Origin of the sequence: Burkholderia sp. HI4860, from assembly GCF_002223045.2 — a bacterium.
GTDB lineage: Bacteria > Pseudomonadota > Gammaproteobacteria > Burkholderiales > Burkholderiaceae > Burkholderia.
In genome coordinates, this window is record NZ_NKFO02000004.1 from 162422 (window position 1) to 176544 (window position 14123).

The following is a 14123-nucleotide window of genomic DNA, read 5'->3' on the forward strand; positions in this document are numbered from 1 at the left end:
CTCGCGGGCACCATTGCCACGGCGCGGGATCAGCAGTTTGTCCGGTCCCGTTGTGGTGCGGCTTTAGTTACACGATCGACGTCGCCCCGGTGGGAAGGTCAAGCCGGTCGCCTGATACACACGTGCAGTTAAATCTCTTCGCAGTCGATTCACTACTTTCCCCGTCGCAGAAACTGCTCTCGCACGACTGGCGATTCCGTCGTCCGCCGTCGCGGCACAACAATTGTGTCGTCGATGAATCCCCATTTTGTCGGCGGAACCCTGCGCTAATGGGACGCCGGGATACTCTCTGGCGCCCCCGCGGATTCAGATCTAGCCAGGCTGCTTCACGTAACGAAGGTAAGGTTTCAGGGTTTTGAAACCCAGCGGATACTTCTTCTTCGCATCGTCGTCCGACACCGAGGTCGGGATGATGACGTCGTCGCCGGGCGTCCAGTTCACCGGCGTCGCGACCGTGTGCTTCGCGTTGAGTTGCAGCGCATCGAGCAGGCGCAGCACCTCGTCGAAATTACGGCCCGCGCTCATCGGGTAGACCAGCATCGCCTTCACTTTCTTGTCGGGCCCGATGATGAACACCGAGCGTACGGTCGCGTTGTCGACCGCGGTGCGCGGCCCGCCGCTCGCATTCGGGTGAATCATGTCGTACAGTTTTGCGACCACCAGATTGTCGTCGCCGATCATTGGATAGTTGATCGCGTGCCCTTGCGTCTCCTCGATGTCTTTCACCCATTTCTGGTGATCGCTGACGGGGTCGACGGAGAGCCCGATGATCTTCGTGTTGCGCTGATCGAATTCCGGCTTAAGCCCGGCCATGTAGCCGAGCTCCGTTGTGCATACCGGCGTGAAGTCCTTCGGATGGGAAAACAGGATTGCCCAGTGATCGCCGATCCACTCGTGAAAGCGGATCGTGCCCTCGGTACTCTCGGCGGTGAAATCGGGTGCTTCGTCTCCAATGCGAATAGCCATCTTGTGCCTCCATACGGAAAGTGAATCAAGAAACGACTGCCACGCTCACCGTGGCCGCCTTCGTACGCGTCAACATCGGCCACAGGTCTCGATCATTCGGGTTCGCACAGCCGACGCCTCCACGGGGCCAGCGCAAGCTTGTTACCACCTCAACGGATTCAGGAGTACGCTCCAATGGTCGAGGCGAGGAACGAACATCGGTACACGGCGCGCATACTCTTTCCAGACCGGACCGAACCGTCCAGACATTTCGCGCTCCTCCTTGCGAGCGAGACGCACATACGCGAACACGATCGCCGGAAACAGGGCGAGTGTCGCGACCGTCGGCCAGTGAACGACCTGACCGAACACGGCGAGCATGATGCCCACGTACTGAGGATGTCGTATTGCGCTGTACAGCCCGTCGTCCGCGAGTTGGTCATCGCGCCGCGCCAGATAGACCTCTCGCCAGCCAAAAGCGAGCATGGCCAGACCGAGCACAACGAAGACGCCCCCGATCAGCATTTCGAGTATCGCGCCCATTTCGCCATAGCCGAGCAGTGTTGCCCACAAGTGCCCCGTGAACGACGTACGCGGGATATCGAGACCGAAGAATCCAGACAGCAGATAGATCGTGAGCGGAAATCCGTACATCTCTGCGTACAGGGCGATGATGAAGGCTTGGACGAGTCCCGCGCCCGTCCATTCTCGCCAGCGTTTCGGTGCCGCGAATCGGTAGAGGATCCAGCTGGCTGCGACGATCATGATCGCAACCAGCCCCCAATGGCCGTAGTGCGCAGCGAAGCCAGCCTCATCATCCATGTCCTTTCTCCTTGCCATCGCCTCGACCCGGGTGCTTCACGGGACGCAATGCGCCGGCAAATACCATCCGTCACTACAATCGCCGTTCAAGTTCCCTACGGAGCAGCCTTTCCGATGGACGGCCATAGCAAACGGCGTCACCGTCGATCAACACACCCGGCGGAAAATAGATGCCGCCCTGGATGGCAAGTGCTTCGCCCTCCGCCGACTGGAAGGCAATTGTTTCGACGGCCAACGGATACTCGGCCGCGAGGCGGTCGAGTATCGCGATAGCATCGACGCAGAACACACAATCGTCCTGCGTCAGCACGGTGATTCGTAGCGTTCTCATCCGCACCTCATCCAGGGATTCGCATGCCTTGCCGCATGTCGGCGATCAGATTCGGGACCGGCAGGTACATCGTATAGTCGGGGGCGCCACCGTAATCCGCGCGCCACCGAATACGACCGTCAGGACCGACCAGAACGAACGAATGTCCGTCACGGCTTCGTCCCATCATGCCGTAGTCGTTCGCGTGATATGCCGACGACACTGCGAGATCAGGATCAGACAACACCGGATAGGACAGCGACATGTCCTTTGCCACGCGCCTCATCACGTCGACTGGATCCGACGCGATGGTGACGACGGAATCGACGCCGAGCGCGCGGAGCTGATCGGAATGGGTGGCGAGGTCTTTCGCCTGGTCCCAGCAAGGCTGACACGTCACGCCCTCCTGGAAATACAACAACACGGATTTGCCTCGCATGCCGCTCAGGTCGAAGACATTACCGTCGGTGCTCATCAATCGAATCGGCGGGGCGAGTTGACCCGGGCCCGGATCGCCTACCTGAAACCGGTACTTGCCCGCGAGCTGCCCGAATGCCCCCCCACGCCCCGCTTCCTGTTGTGCGTGGATCCAAAAGATCGCGGCCACCAATGCGACCAAAACAGCCAGGCCAGCCGACAGCACAAGCACGCGCCGTGAAGCTGCTTGCCCGTCAGAGAATGGTTGTATCTGCTTCATGATCTCCTCCATCTGCGTGATGCTTCGTTGACGGCGTGTTGTGTTGCTTTTCGGTGAGCGCCTGACCGTGCCACTGCGCGTGCGCGCGTACGGCCAGCGCGCCGACCGCGATGACGAGACCGAGTGCGGCGAGCCAGTTCGGTACCCAGGAAAGCGCGGTCGTGACGATCCGCCCCAGATGCTGCAACCTCACCGACAGCATCAGCGCCCAATGGCTCGGCGTGGGCATCGACTGATCCGCGAATGCGATCCACACCGTCGCTGCTCCCATCACGGCAAGAAGCAGCCCGCTTGCGAGCGCAGACGCCGATAACGTGCGTTGGATCGGGCCGAGCCGCCATGTGATCCGGCGTGCGCGAAACAACCCGCTCGATCGCCAGTCGACCCGGTCCCACAACAGCGACACAATGAATAACGGCGCTACCATGCCGAACACGTACGCGCTGCCGAGACCAATCGCGATCGCAATCGACGGCGCGACGCTCGACAGCGCGATCACCCCGGCGAGCACCGGCGCGCAGCATGAGCTGGCCACACCCGAAAACATCCCGAGCGAGTAGACGCCAAGCGGCCCGGCGGGCGTCGCCGCGCGCCGGCCTGGCATCGGCAGTTGCAGCTTTCCGCCCAGCAACGTGAATACCGCCATGCCGATCATCACGAGTCCGCCGGCGAGATACACGAACAGATGCCGAGTAACGAAGAGTTGCCGCAGCGCGACCGCGCCCATCACCAATGGCAGGATGATGGTCGCGATCCCAGCTGCGAACACGAAGCTCATTGCAACCAGCTTGCGGCGATTCTGAAACGAGCTTGCGAAATACGCGGGCAGCATCACCGAAATGCAGCACGGCGCAAACAGCGCGATCATGCCGGCAATGAAAGCCGCGATGACCGACCCGCCAAAGAAAATGCTGGTTTCCATCGTGTCGTCCTGTGGCCGGCTCGCGCCAGCGATACGTTGGATCGTTGCACCGCCTGCTTGTCATTCATCCGATAGGCGGTGCCCGCCACGGAAGCCGTGCTGCGATTGCATCAAGCGCGTATTTGCGACGCATGGCTTCCACCGTTCACACTCAGTGCTTTCCGTGCGATTCGTTCGACGACAGACGTTCCTTGTTCGCGTTGTCGGAAGACGCAGGCCGGTCGCTGTGCGAGTTCATGCCCTTCATCATGAAGAACATCGACAACGGACAGATCAGGAACAGGAGGAACGGTCCAGCGCTCACGACGAGCGCGCGAAACTGCGGCAACGCAAAATAGGCGGCTGCCAGGACGGCGAGCATGATGCCGCCGATGACCAGCATGTTCTTCGTGCATTTCATGATGTGACTCCTTGAGATTCAGAATTCGGGAAGCTTGGCGTCAGTCGGACGCGTTGCTATTTCGACGGTGAGGTTTGGACCTTGTCGGCGTACTTGAGCATGATGTCGCCCATCGCCTTCATCATTTCGCCGTGCATCTGCATCGCGAGTTTCTCGTTGCCCGGCGGCAATTGGCCCATCATCGGGCAACCTTGCATCATGGCGCCGCCTTTCATATGCCCGCCCATCATCGAGCCGCCCATCATGGATTGATCCATGGTCGATCGAGACGATGCCGACGAAGAATGCGAGTCGGCGGCGATGCTCAGACCGCTACCGGCGAGTAGCGTGATCACGAGCAACGGCATGACGAAAATGCGTTTGGTGTTCATGGTGTGTTCCTCCTGTCAAAGGCGTATTGGTGCACTCCTGACCAGCTCGCGATCCTTACGAAATTGGTCGAATCGACGAGGAATGGCGAGTGCGATCGAACCGCGACGGCGGTTTCCGATCAGGGAACAGCAGGAGTTAGAGTGCTTGCGGCGGGCGCTGAGGCAGTTCTGGAATGAACTGGGATGCCGACGGTACGTTACGGAGTGCGTACGTGGAGGAAGACGTCACAGGGACAGTGACGATCGTCGCCGACGGTATCGCCAGCATGGTACAGGATGCCGTGCCCGCGCTGGTTTGACAGACGGGTTGATGATGCTGACCGCCGTCCGGCGCCGTGGCATGCACGCTGGGCATCGCGTTCAACATGTGTGCCGTACCGGCCGGAGAAGTCGAGACGGGCGACGCGCTGTGCTGACAAAGCAGTGCCGGCGTGGAGGAACCTGTCCGCATTTTTGTGGGCGAGGCGGTTGAACAACAGGTTATCCACGCGCCTGCGTGAATCGCTCGCCGAACAGGATAGCAAACTGGTTCATCGCTGATTTCCAGTCGAAGGCGGCCCGCACGGTCTTGGCCAGCACGTTGCGCAGCGCCAGCCAGAGCAGCTTGATCGCCGCCTCGTCATTGGGGAAGTGACCACGGGTCTTGATGATCTTGCGCAGTTGCATGTTCAGACTTTCAATGGCATTCGTTGTGTACACGACCCGTCGAATCTCCGGCGGAAACACGAAGAACGGTATGACGTGCTCCCAGGCGCGCTGCCACGATTGCACGATGGTCGGATATTTCTCGCCCCACGGGCCGTCGGCGAAGTCCTGTAACGCCTGCCTTGCCGCCTCTTCGCTAGCGGCTGCGTAGATCGGGCGCAGGGCTGTGGCGAGCGCCTTACGGTCCTTGTAGCTGGCGTACTCGAGGCTGTTGCGGATCAGATGCACGATGCAGGTCTGAACGGTTGTCCGCGGATAGGCTGCACTGATGGCCTCGGTCAGCCCCTTCAGGCCATCGACCACGGCGATCAGGATGTCCTGGCAGCCGCGCGTCTTGAGTTCGTTGAACACCTTGAGCCAGAACTTGGCGCCCTCGGTCTGCTCGATCCAGAGGCCCAGCACGTCGCGCTGGCCGTCGGCCTGGATGCCCAAGGCCAGATAGACGGCCTTGTTGCTGACCACGCCGTCGTCGCGGATCTTGACCCGCAGCGCATCGAAGAACACCACCGGGTACATTGGCTCGAGCGGGCGGTTCTGCCAGCTCAGCGCCTCGGCCATCACCTCGTCGGTGACCGAGCTGATGAAGTCGGGCGACACTTCGGTGCCGTAGTGCTCGGCCAGAAACCCTTGAATCTCGCGCACACTCATGCCGCGGGCGTACATCGCGATGATGCGTTCGTCGAAGCCGGTGAAGCGGCGCTCGTGCTTGGGAATCAGAATCGGCTCGAAGCTGCCGTCGCGATCGCGGGGGACTTCGACCCGAACCGGGCCACGATCGGTGATGACCGTCTTGCCGCTGGCGCCGTTGCGCTCGTTGGCTTGCCCGGTAGGCTTGGACTGGCCGGACGGGTAGCCCAAATGCAGATTCATCTCGGCGCCCATTGCGCGTTCGATGATCGCTTTGTTGAACGCCAGCATCAGATCCTGGACCTCGGTCGGCGTCATCGGCCCCTTGACCAGTTGGTCCAGCAGTTCCTTGGGCAACTCAGGCAGCGGCCCGCGGGCCGCTGCCTGACGCGCTACGGTTTGTCTTTTCTTCTTCATCGGCATATCCATGGCTTTTACACCTCATGATATGCCCCGCCCACAAAATGACGGATAGGTCCGCGTGGAGAAGCCCGCAATGGGCAGCCACGCAATCAGGAACATCAGCACCAGTTTGACCATCCACCTCACGGTCGCCCCCTTGGGTCTTCGCCTAGCACGTAAAGATTCGTCCCAGCATCGTCAGCCCTGTGAATCCAAGCCGCCGATTGTTGCCGACGACGCTACAGATTGATGAGCGAGTCGGCGAATCTCCTGACCACTGTCAATCGACTCGAGAATCGGACAAGCGGGTCGGTCATCACCGGCGCAATGACTGGCCAGATGGTCGAGCGCGCTACGCATCTCGAGCAACTCCGCGATCCGCGTATCAAGCTCGGCGATCTGCAACGAAGCAATTTTCTTGACTTCGGCACTCGCGCGATCGCGCTCTTGCCAGAGCGCGAGCAAGTGCCGGATTTGCTCGATCGGAAAGCCCAGTGTGCGCGCTTGATGAATGAACCGCAGCACCTGGACATCGTCTGCACCATAGATTCGATACCCGCCAACCGTGCGCCCTGCCGCCGGCACCAGATTGATGCTCTCGTAGTAGCGGATCATTTTCGGGGTAACCCCCGACGCGCTCGCGGCTTGTCCGATATTCATGGTGTACCTCGATATCGCCGAATCTATGTTCCGCTACGCCGCGCGTGATCTTTGCAAACGGCCGCACGCAGGACCTCTCACATCTTGATTCGACTCTAGGCGATACAACGGCGGGAATGTCAAGGTTTTTTGAGGGGCGAGCGAAGAAAAATCCTCGGATAAATACTCTTGACATTCCGTTCGTGGCAATGCGCATAATTCGGGCCATCGCTTTCAACTGCCCGGCCCACCGTTCAGATACCATGCGCCGCCCTGTCAAACGAGCACTCGTCGCCATTGCCGTGATGTTCACGCTGATTTTCAGTCAGTTGTGGATTTCGGCGTACGCGTGTACGACAGTCACGGGTGACGCACGGGGCACATCGTCGATGGTTTCGGCGATCCCAGCCAACAGCCACGGCGATCTCCAGGATCATCACGTCGGTGTGACATGCCACGCGCACTGCGACAACAGCGCGCAACCGGATCACGCCGATCAACCTGTCCCGGCGCCACTCGTGTGGCTGCCCTTGATCTGGGGACACTCGAGCATTCTGACACTCGCGCTGCAGCCGGATCGGCCGGCGCATGTCGAGCCCCTCCTCGTGTCGGCGCCCCCGCCATCACGCATCCTCTTCCAGGTATTCCGCACTTAATCCCGGTCGACTGATCGTGGCCGTGCCCGCACATGCTGGCATGTGTCCGCGCTCGCACGCACCATCGCGCTTCCAGCCCTGCTAGCGCACGTGTTGACGCATGACGTCGATGCGCGGTGCGTTCGCGCGCCCGCGCTTCCGTCGTTCAATCGTTCCTCGGACGCAAGGGCTGTCGCAGCCGGAAGCGGCTTGCAGGTATCGGCGAGCGCTGAGCCCCTTTTTCGTGAATGTGCCATTGCACGTCACAGAATTTCGTCAATTTCAAGGAAGTTAATCATGAGCAAGTTTTCGCTGTTGAATCGCGCCACCATTGCCGTGGTGCTCGTTGCGCTGTCCGCCACCGCTTTTGCAGGTGGAGGCGGCGGCTCGCGTGGTCCGGGGCCGTATCCGTATGCGTCAACCGGAACAACCACCGCAACGCTAAGAGACGGTTTCAAAAAGGCCCCGTGGGGCTGTTAACTTTCGCGGTGAGCTGTTAACCTCAGGCATCGGAACAACCGAGACTGAGGAGATGGCCAAGCCGATCATCGACGATGAATTGTGGACACTGATCGAGCCGTTACTGCCGCCACCCAAGCCGCGGCGCGAGAAGAACCCGGGCCGCCTGCCTGTTTCGAATCGCGCCGCGCTGACCGGCATCCTGTTCGTTCTCAAGACCGGACTACGCTGGCGCGACCTGCCGGCCGAGATGGGATGCGGCTCGGGCGTGACATGTTGGCGCCGGCTGCGCGATTGGCAAGCAGCCGGTGTCTGGGATCGCTTGCACGAGCTACTGCTCGCAAAGCTGCGCGCAGCGGACCAGATCGACTTCTCACGAGCCGCCGTCGATTCATCATCGATTCGCGCCGTTGGGGCAGGCCAAAAACTGGGCCAAACCCCACCGATCGCGCGCGACCCGGTTCCAAGCACCACATCGTCACCGACGCCAACGGTACGCCGCTCGCCGCGATCCTGACCGGCGCGAACGTCAACGACGTCACGCAATTGCTGCCGCTGATCGACGCGATTCCGCCGATCCGCGGATTGCGTGGCCACCCATTGCAGCGGCCGCGTGTGGTCTACGCGGATCGCGGTTACGACTCCGAGCGACATCGGCGCGCGTTGCGCGATCGCGGTATCGAGCCAGTGATCGCCAAGCGCCGTACCGAACATGGCAGCGGCCTTGGCAAATATCGCTGGGTCGTCGAACGCACGCATGCCTGGCTGCATCACTTCCGTCGTCTCCGTATTCGTTTCGAGCGCCGTGCAGACATTCACGGCGCGTTCCTCAAACTCGGTTGCTGTCTGATCTGCTGGAATACCCTTCGGCGGGCCGATCAGTCTTTATGAAACCGTCTCTAACCCAATCGAGCACCGCTGATGCCGCTCCGAGTGCCCAAGGCAAGACCCGTGCGGACGTTCGCGGTGAATTGTTGCAGGCCGAAGAAGCAGGGATGCTCCCCGTGCTCAAAAACGATTATCCGATCAGTGCGACGGCGATCGAACGCAACCGTATCCGGTTTCAGCAGATCCAGCATGCGTGGGGGACGAGCGGGTTGACCACAGCGCAATAGTCGTGCCGCGATAGGTCGGGAAGCGGCCATCCGCTCCGGAGTATGACGCCGCCGGTACACCGGCGGCGCCATACAACTGAAATGATGACCAGATCCCTGACGGGCGTGCATGCGAAAACCATACCTCGATGTCGTCGTCCAAGGCGCTCGACATCGAACCAAGTTCCCAGGAGTTCAAGATGAACCGCTTTTCCTTCATCAATCGTGCCGCTTTTGCAGTCCTGATGGCATCCGTATCGGTATCTGTGATCGCTGGCGGCGGTGGGCCGCGTGGCCAGGACTATACGCAGCATCCGTCCAACGCGGTGACGATCGCATCGTCAGTTCCACTGGAGCAAGTTTCCACGACGGCCGTACGGACCGAGACCCGATTGCCACTCCCCGTCGGCATCAGCGCGCAGGGCAAGACGCGCACCGAGGTCTACGCAGAACTCGTGCAGGCTGAACGTGCCGGATTCGTCCCAAGCGGAAATGCCGACTACCCGCCCGGGCCGGTGACGATTGAACGCAACCTGATGCGATTCAAGATCGCAGAAAGCTGGTGGCAGTCAACGAATCAAGTCACCACGGCAGGAAAGTAAGCACCACGACGGCTTCGCCGCCCTCGCCACACGATAGCCGCCTTTGTGTGGCGAGCGATCGGCGCACCCGTTCAATGGCCAGCCGGTCGCGAGCAGTCACGATCAAGGTATTTGAGAACCGCAGGTTACCGACGCCACTCCAACTTGAGTCAGGCGCGGAATTACGGAGTGTGTGATGAACGACGAACAACTCGTCAGGGTCGATACGTCTCGCCGACGCTGGCTGGTCGCCACAACGACCGCGAGTGGAATCGGGATGGTGGCCGCCACCGTCCCCTTTCTGGAATCGCTGGCGCCGTCGGAAAAGACCAAAGGGCTGGGTGCACCGGTCGACGTCGACATCGCGGGGCTCAAGCCGGGAGAAAGCCTCACCGCCGCATGGCGCGGCAAGCCCGTGTTCGTCGTGAACCGAACGGATGGGATGCTGGCCACAGTTGTTTCGTCCGATTCCCAGGTCGCCGATCCTGCTACCCGGCATCCCTTTTCGATGCCTCTGCCGAGCTACTGCCGAAACGAATATCGTTCCAGAGCGGAGCGCAAGAATATCCTGGTGCTCATTGGCGTCTGTACGCACCTCGGGTGTACACCCACCGCACGATTTCAACCGGGCCCGCAGGCTAATTTGCCCAACGACTGGCCCGGCGGTTTCCTCTGCCCCTGTCACGGCTCGACTTACGACCTGGCCGGGCGCGTATTCAAGAACAAACCCGCACCCCAAAATCTCGACGTGCCGAAATTCATGTTTCCGTCGTCGATCCACCTCGTCATCGGTCGGGACGAAAGTGGCGACGCATGACGGCGCTGCCTCTGTCTGACAGCGCGTGGCGTTTGCCTCAGGGTTTTGTCGGCAGTTCGGGAGGGTTCGCCGAACATTTTCCTGAAGTCACCATCTGCCGCTCGCCACCGATCCCGTCCAGGATCGGGCACGTCGGCCGCTCGTCCCCCGCACAATGGCGCGCGAGGTGCGCAAGCTTATCTCGCATCTCGACTAATTCCGCGATGCGTGCATCGAGATCGGCGATATGTTGCACCGCGATAGCCTTGACCTCTGCACTTGCGCGCCCCCGATCCTGCCACAGCGAAAGCAGTTGCCGAATCTGTTCGATTGGGAAGCCGAGCGTGCGCGCCTGGTGGATGAAGCGCAGCACCTGGACGTCGTCTTCCCGATAGATACGGTATCCGCTGTCGGTACGCCCGGCGGTTCCAACAAGCCCGATACTCTCGTAATAGCGAATCATCTTCGCGGACACACCTGCAGCCGCCGCGGCTTGCCCAATGTTCATGACTCTCCCAACAAATCAAAGGAATACGAGGCGTCGTCCCGTTCCGCGATGACGCGGTGCATCCGACCCCGCGCACGTCCGAGATCATTCAGCTTACTATATGCCTTCCAACAAAAGGAAGGATGGCGCGAACAGTTTCCGGCGGTCAGTCCGTCGAAATTTGGCGCCGGTATGTCTACGATTCTTTCGAAACGGCCATGCCATGTCAGACCTTCCAATGGCATCCGAATAGGGTCCGCCCCGCAGTGACCGCGACGACTGACGTCGCCTATACTGGATTCCATGAAATTCCTGTCTCGCCTTGTCGCCATCGTGCTGATCGCATGGTTGCCGATTCTCGGCTACCCGGCGACGGGCTCGGCTTGCCCGGCCATGTTCCCGGTATCCGATATCCAGGCCCGACACGCGTGCAATGCGCAGCCATGCAAGATGGTGCATGACACGAAAACGCACATCGCAGACGCCAGCGCCGCATGTCGCACGACGATGGGCGGACTGTCCTGCGGAATAGTTTTCATGGCATCCGTGCCGCTGACGTTTCAACCCGTTGCCGCGCCCAGCCCCTACGCACCCAGGAACAGTGTACTGATCACCCAGTACGCGCCGGAGCCGCTCCAGCGCCCTCCTCGAGCAGCCTGATTCCTCGCGGTTCCATCCCGCCCCCCGGGTACGCTCGTCCATGTCGCCGTGAAAATGCCTTCTGTGCCGTAACGCGCGCGTTCAAGCGCAACTTGGCATGAGTTCGAGGCACAGGGCGCATTCGTCAGCATCCCAACTAGCTTGCCCAGTGCGGCTTGCATGAACCGAATTCAATGGTTGCGGTGTCGATGCCCGTCGCCCCAGCATGGCAACCCGTTGCAGCAGATACGCGATATGAAACGCAATCAACCTGATCGAACACCACCAACGCAGTCTCGCCGCAGCGCGACAAGCCGCATTGACCGCAATCGTCGGCGCATCCTGTTCTGGGTCGTGCCGACCTTCCTGGCGGCAGGCGCATCATCGATACTCTTCGAGGTCGTTACGTCGAGACGCCCGGGTGTTCGAGCCAGTGCGCCGGCTTCGACTTCGGCAACGCGTGAATCCAACTGGCGTGTCGGCATGTTAAGGCCCAACGGATTGCGCATTGTCCCGAGCGGGCGCCACGACGCGTCACGCGTGCTCGCGCCCGAGCAATTCGCGGATCCCGAAACGCGCCATGCGTATTGGGTGGCCACGCAAATCCCCGCGACCCTCAATCAACTGTATTGCTGGTGCGGTTGCGAAAACACCGGCGAACATCGCTCGAACCTCCAGTGCTTCGAGGACAAGATGGCCGTTTCCTGCCCGGTTTGCCGCGGCACGGCGGAGATTGCGTTCGACATGAAGCGCAAAGGGATCACCGACGCGGGACGCATCCAAGCGGCGGTCGATGCGAAATGGGCACCAAAGGGATAGTCGGAATGCCTCGCGCGCGGCCCACGACATGCCTGCGCGACCCGTACATTGATGCACGCATCCTGTCACGGAGATGAACGATGACGACGATCGACCGCATCACGCGCCGTACGCTATTGCGAGCGTCGCTCGCATCCACTGTGATTGCCGTCGGCCCCCGGCCGCTTGCGACGCTTCTACAGCCGAATGCGCGTGCCGCCGGCACGCCTTTCATCCCCGATGTGTCGATCGAACTGCATGCGCGGCCGGATCGGCTGAACCTGTTGCGCGGCCCCGCAACAGGCGTATGGCGTTATGACGGAAAAGTCACGCACGGCGATCCACACGCCTTGTGGTTCGTCTCCGACGGCTACGCGCCAGTTGTGCACGTACGCCGGACACAGAAAGTGCGAATCGAATTCGTCAATGACCTGCCTGAACCAACGATTGTCCACTGGCACGGCTTGCTCGTGCCCGCATCGATGGACGGGCACCCGCGCGATGCGATCGCCACGAAACAGCGCTACGTGTACGAATTCGACGTCCTGAATCGCGCAGGGACGTACTGGTTTCACGCACATCCGGATGGCCGCACCGGTGCGCAGATCTATCACGGCCAGGCGGGCCTTCTGATCGTCGATGACGAGGAAGATGCCGCCCTTCCCCTGCCCCGCGGCAGCTACGACGTGCCGTTGATGATTCAGGACCGCACATTTGACGACGACAACCAGCTTGTCTATCTGTCGCAGCAATCCGGTGGAATGATGGGTGGTCGCGGGATGATGGGCAACCGGGGCATGATGGGCGGTGGAATGATGGGCCGCGGCATGATGAACGGCGGGCAAGGCGGCATGGCCGACATGATGGTGCAGATGATGGGTTTCCTCGGCGACCGGATTCTCGTCAACGGCCGGCCCGACTACGTGCTACCGGTCGCCACACGGGCCTACCGGTTGCGTTTCCTGAACGCATCGAATAGCCGCATCTACAAACTCGCTTGGCACGACGGTTCTCCGCTGACCGTCATTGGAACCGATGGCGGCCTGCTCGACCGCCCGCTGCGGCGGTCCTATGTGACCCTGGCACCGGCCGAACGGCTTGACCTCTGGGTGGATTTCAGCGGCAAGCCGATCGGCACTGTCCTGACGCTGCAGAGCCAAACGTTCTCCGGCGACGTCGCCATGGGGGGAATGATGACGCGTACCCGGCTGCCGCTGGGTGCACGCTTTCCGGTCCTGACCGTCAAGGTTGTTCGCCGCGAACACACGAACGACGGCTTGCCCGCTACGCTGGCGCGAGTTCCCGTCGCTCACCCGCGTGACGCGATCAACTTCATGCAGCCGCGCGCGTTCGGCATCACGATGGGCATGATGACGTGGGGCATCGACGGCCGACGATTCGAGATGGACGGCGTAGCGCCGGCGGAAACCGTCAAGGCCGGCACGACCGAAATTTGGGAATTCCGCAACGACGAATCGATGATGCTGATGGCGCACGCGATGCACGTGCACGGCGTGCAGTTCCGCGTGCTCGACCGCGTGGTCGATGCGGAGTTCGCCGGCGCGCGCCACACGCTGTCGGATGGCTATGTCGATGACGGATGGAAGGACACCGTGTTCATGATGCCCGGCGAACGCGTGCGTCTGCTTGTTTATTTCGGAGAACGCACTGGCATGTACCTGTACCACTGCCACATGCTCGAGCACGAGGACTCGGGATTGATGCGCAACTATCTGGTCGAGCGATAGCGGAACGCTTCGCCTGCAGGGCTCGGCTCAAAGCAACGCCATAGGA

The 14123-nt window shown here is 61.1% G+C and carries 18 protein-coding genes; 8 read left to right on the plus strand and 10 right to left on the minus strand.

The window, feature by feature from the left end:
- Nucleotides 1-312: 312 nt before the first annotated feature.
- The 9 genes from CFB34_RS33650 to cueR (CFB34_RS33690) all read right to left on the minus strand — a co-directional run bounded on the left by CFB34_RS33650 (nt 313) and on the right by cueR (CFB34_RS33690) (nt 6861).
- Nucleotides 313-966 carry a peroxiredoxin gene (locus CFB34_RS33650; RefSeq protein WP_027810705.1) on the minus strand — a complete coding sequence of 218 codons (654 nt, stop codon included), beginning with the start codon at nt 964-966 and terminating at the stop codon, nt 313-315.
- A gap of 141 nt (nt 967-1107) precedes the next feature.
- Entirely contained in the window at nt 1108-1767 is a 660-nt protein-coding gene (locus tag CFB34_RS33655) for an isoprenylcysteine carboxylmethyltransferase family protein (RefSeq protein ID WP_027810706.1), read from the minus strand.
- A 73-nt stretch (nt 1768-1840) separates the two neighbouring features.
- Entirely contained in the window at nt 1841-2077 is a 237-nt protein-coding gene (locus CFB34_RS33660; RefSeq protein WP_223274314.1) for a thioredoxin family protein, read from the minus strand.
- A gap of 28 nt (nt 2078-2105) precedes the next feature.
- Nucleotides 2106-2774: a peroxiredoxin family protein gene (locus CFB34_RS33665; protein WP_159068964.1), complete on the minus strand. Its 669-nt coding sequence runs from the start codon at nt 2772-2774 to the stop codon at nt 2106-2108.
- Nucleotides 2749-3696 (minus strand): cytochrome c biogenesis CcdA family protein, encoded by a 948-nt coding sequence (locus tag CFB34_RS33670; protein ID WP_046544059.1) that lies wholly within the window; start codon nt 3694-3696, stop codon nt 2749-2751. The genes CFB34_RS33665 and CFB34_RS33670 overlap by 26 nt, the downstream gene beginning before the upstream one ends.
- Before the next feature lie 151 nt (nt 3697-3847).
- The gene (locus tag CFB34_RS33675; RefSeq protein WP_027810708.1) at nt 3848-4096 is read right to left on the minus strand and encodes a DUF2933 domain-containing protein; all 249 of its coding nucleotides are present in this window, start codon (nt 4094-4096) and stop codon (nt 3848-3850) included.
- Between the two features lie 56 nt (nt 4097-4152).
- Nucleotides 4153-4467, minus strand: coding sequence for a hypothetical protein (locus CFB34_RS33680; protein ID WP_027810709.1), 315 nt, complete (start codon nt 4465-4467; stop codon nt 4153-4155).
- Between the two features lie 480 nt (nt 4468-4947).
- Complete coding sequence (locus CFB34_RS33685; RefSeq protein WP_080001177.1) at nt 4948-6216, minus strand: IS256 family transposase; 1269 nt, start codon at nt 6214-6216, stop codon at nt 4948-4950.
- A 183-nt stretch (nt 6217-6399) separates the two neighbouring features.
- Nucleotides 6400-6861 (minus strand): Cu(I)-responsive transcriptional regulator, encoded by a 462-nt coding sequence (cueR, locus tag CFB34_RS33690; RefSeq protein ID WP_063777000.1) that lies wholly within the window; start codon nt 6859-6861, stop codon nt 6400-6402.
- A 911-nt stretch (nt 6862-7772) separates the two neighbouring features.
- Here cueR (CFB34_RS33690) and CFB34_RS33695 point away from each other — a divergent pair.
- The 5 genes from CFB34_RS33695 (at nt 7773) to petA (ending at nt 10426) form a co-directional block, all read left to right on the plus strand.
- Nucleotides 7773-7955 (plus strand): hypothetical protein, encoded by a 183-nt coding sequence (locus CFB34_RS33695; RefSeq protein WP_143330922.1) that lies wholly within the window; start codon nt 7773-7775, stop codon nt 7953-7955.
- A 52-nt stretch (nt 7956-8007) separates the two neighbouring features.
- Nucleotides 8008-8825, plus strand: a protein-coding gene (locus tag CFB34_RS33700) for an IS5-like element IS402 family transposase (protein WP_085954470.1) whose coding sequence is annotated in 2 segments (ribosomal slippage) — nt 8008-8356 and nt 8356-8825 — 819 coding nt in all. Because the reading frame shifts where the segments join, the coding sequence is not laid out codon by codon here.
- A complete protein-coding gene (locus tag CFB34_RS33705) occupies nt 8822-9049 on the plus strand; it encodes a DUF4148 domain-containing protein (protein ID WP_080353693.1) in 228 nt (75 codons plus the stop codon). Before CFB34_RS33700 ends, CFB34_RS33705 begins: the two co-directional genes overlap by 4 nt.
- A gap of 128 nt (nt 9050-9177) precedes the next feature.
- On the plus strand, nt 9178-9630 hold the full coding sequence (locus CFB34_RS33710) for a DUF4148 domain-containing protein (RefSeq protein WP_050068885.1): 453 nt from the start codon (nt 9178-9180) through the stop codon (nt 9628-9630).
- A 175-nt stretch (nt 9631-9805) separates the two neighbouring features.
- Entirely contained in the window at nt 9806-10426 is a 621-nt protein-coding gene (petA, locus tag CFB34_RS33715; protein ID WP_027810164.1) for a ubiquinol-cytochrome c reductase iron-sulfur subunit, read from the plus strand.
- Nucleotides 10427-10463: 37 nt separating this feature from the next.
- Here petA and cueR (CFB34_RS33720) read toward each other — a convergent pair whose 3' ends face one another.
- On the minus strand, nt 10464-10913 hold the full coding sequence (gene cueR, locus CFB34_RS33720; protein ID WP_027810165.1) for a Cu(I)-responsive transcriptional regulator: 450 nt from the start codon (nt 10911-10913) through the stop codon (nt 10464-10466).
- A gap of 282 nt (nt 10914-11195) precedes the next feature.
- On the opposite strand from cueR (CFB34_RS33720), the gene CFB34_RS33725 reads away from it, so the two are divergent.
- From CFB34_RS33725 to CFB34_RS33735, 3 genes are all read left to right on the plus strand, one after another.
- On the plus strand, nt 11196-11552 hold the full coding sequence (locus tag CFB34_RS33725) for a hypothetical protein (RefSeq protein ID WP_039362793.1): 357 nt from the start codon (nt 11196-11198) through the stop codon (nt 11550-11552).
- 234 nt (nt 11553-11786) lie between these two features.
- The gene (locus CFB34_RS33730; RefSeq protein ID WP_223274497.1) at nt 11787-12350 is read left to right on the plus strand and encodes a PCYCGC domain-containing protein; all 564 of its coding nucleotides are present in this window, start codon (nt 11787-11789) and stop codon (nt 12348-12350) included.
- Nucleotides 12351-12430: 80 nt separating this feature from the next.
- The gene (locus CFB34_RS33735) at nt 12431-14077 is read left to right on the plus strand and encodes a multicopper oxidase domain-containing protein (protein WP_027810166.1); all 1647 of its coding nucleotides are present in this window, start codon (nt 12431-12433) and stop codon (nt 14075-14077) included.
- Nucleotides 14078-14123 lie beyond the last annotated feature (46 nt).

Coding starts and splice junctions, on each gene's coding strand:
- CFB34_RS33705 (WP_080353693.1), top strand. CDS start 8,822: ATGAAACCGTCTCTAACCCAATCGAGCACCGCTGATGCCGCTCCGAGT.
- CFB34_RS33655 (WP_027810706.1), bottom strand. CDS start 1,767: ATGGATGATGAGGCTGGCTTCGCTGCGCACTACGGCCATTGGGGGCTG.
- CFB34_RS33680 (WP_027810709.1), bottom strand. CDS start 4,467: ATGAACACCAAACGCATTTTCGTCATGCCGTTGCTCGTGATCACGCTA.
- CFB34_RS33670 (WP_046544059.1), bottom strand. CDS start 3,696: ATGGAAACCAGCATTTTCTTTGGCGGGTCGGTCATCGCGGCTTTCATT.
- petA (WP_027810164.1), top strand. CDS start 9,806: ATGAACGACGAACAACTCGTCAGGGTCGATACGTCTCGCCGACGCTGG.
- CFB34_RS33665 (WP_159068964.1), bottom strand. CDS start 2,774: ATGAAGCAGATACAACCATTCTCTGACGGGCAAGCAGCTTCACGGCGC.
- cueR (WP_063777000.1), bottom strand. CDS start 6,861: ATGAATATCGGACAAGCCGCGAGCGCGTCGGGGGTTACCCCGAAAATG.
- CFB34_RS33650 (WP_027810705.1), bottom strand. CDS start 966: ATGGCTATTCGCATTGGAGACGAAGCACCCGATTTCACCGCCGAGAGT.
- CFB34_RS33725 (WP_039362793.1), top strand. CDS start 11,196: ATGAAATTCCTGTCTCGCCTTGTCGCCATCGTGCTGATCGCATGGTTG.
- CFB34_RS33730 (WP_223274497.1), top strand. CDS start 11,787: ATGAAACGCAATCAACCTGATCGAACACCACCAACGCAGTCTCGCCGC.
- CFB34_RS33685 (WP_080001177.1), bottom strand. CDS start 6,216: ATGAAGAAGAAAAGACAAACCGTAGCGCGTCAGGCAGCGGCCCGCGGG.
- CFB34_RS33735 (WP_027810166.1), top strand. CDS start 12,431: ATGACGACGATCGACCGCATCACGCGCCGTACGCTATTGCGAGCGTCG.
- CFB34_RS33695 (WP_143330922.1), top strand. CDS start 7,773: ATGAGCAAGTTTTCGCTGTTGAATCGCGCCACCATTGCCGTGGTGCTC.
- cueR (WP_027810165.1), bottom strand. CDS start 10,913: ATGAACATTGGGCAAGCCGCGGCGGCTGCAGGTGTGTCCGCGAAGATG.
- CFB34_RS33675 (WP_027810708.1), bottom strand. CDS start 4,096: ATGAAATGCACGAAGAACATGCTGGTCATCGGCGGCATCATGCTCGCC.
- CFB34_RS33710 (WP_050068885.1), top strand. CDS start 9,178: ATGTCGTCGTCCAAGGCGCTCGACATCGAACCAAGTTCCCAGGAGTTC.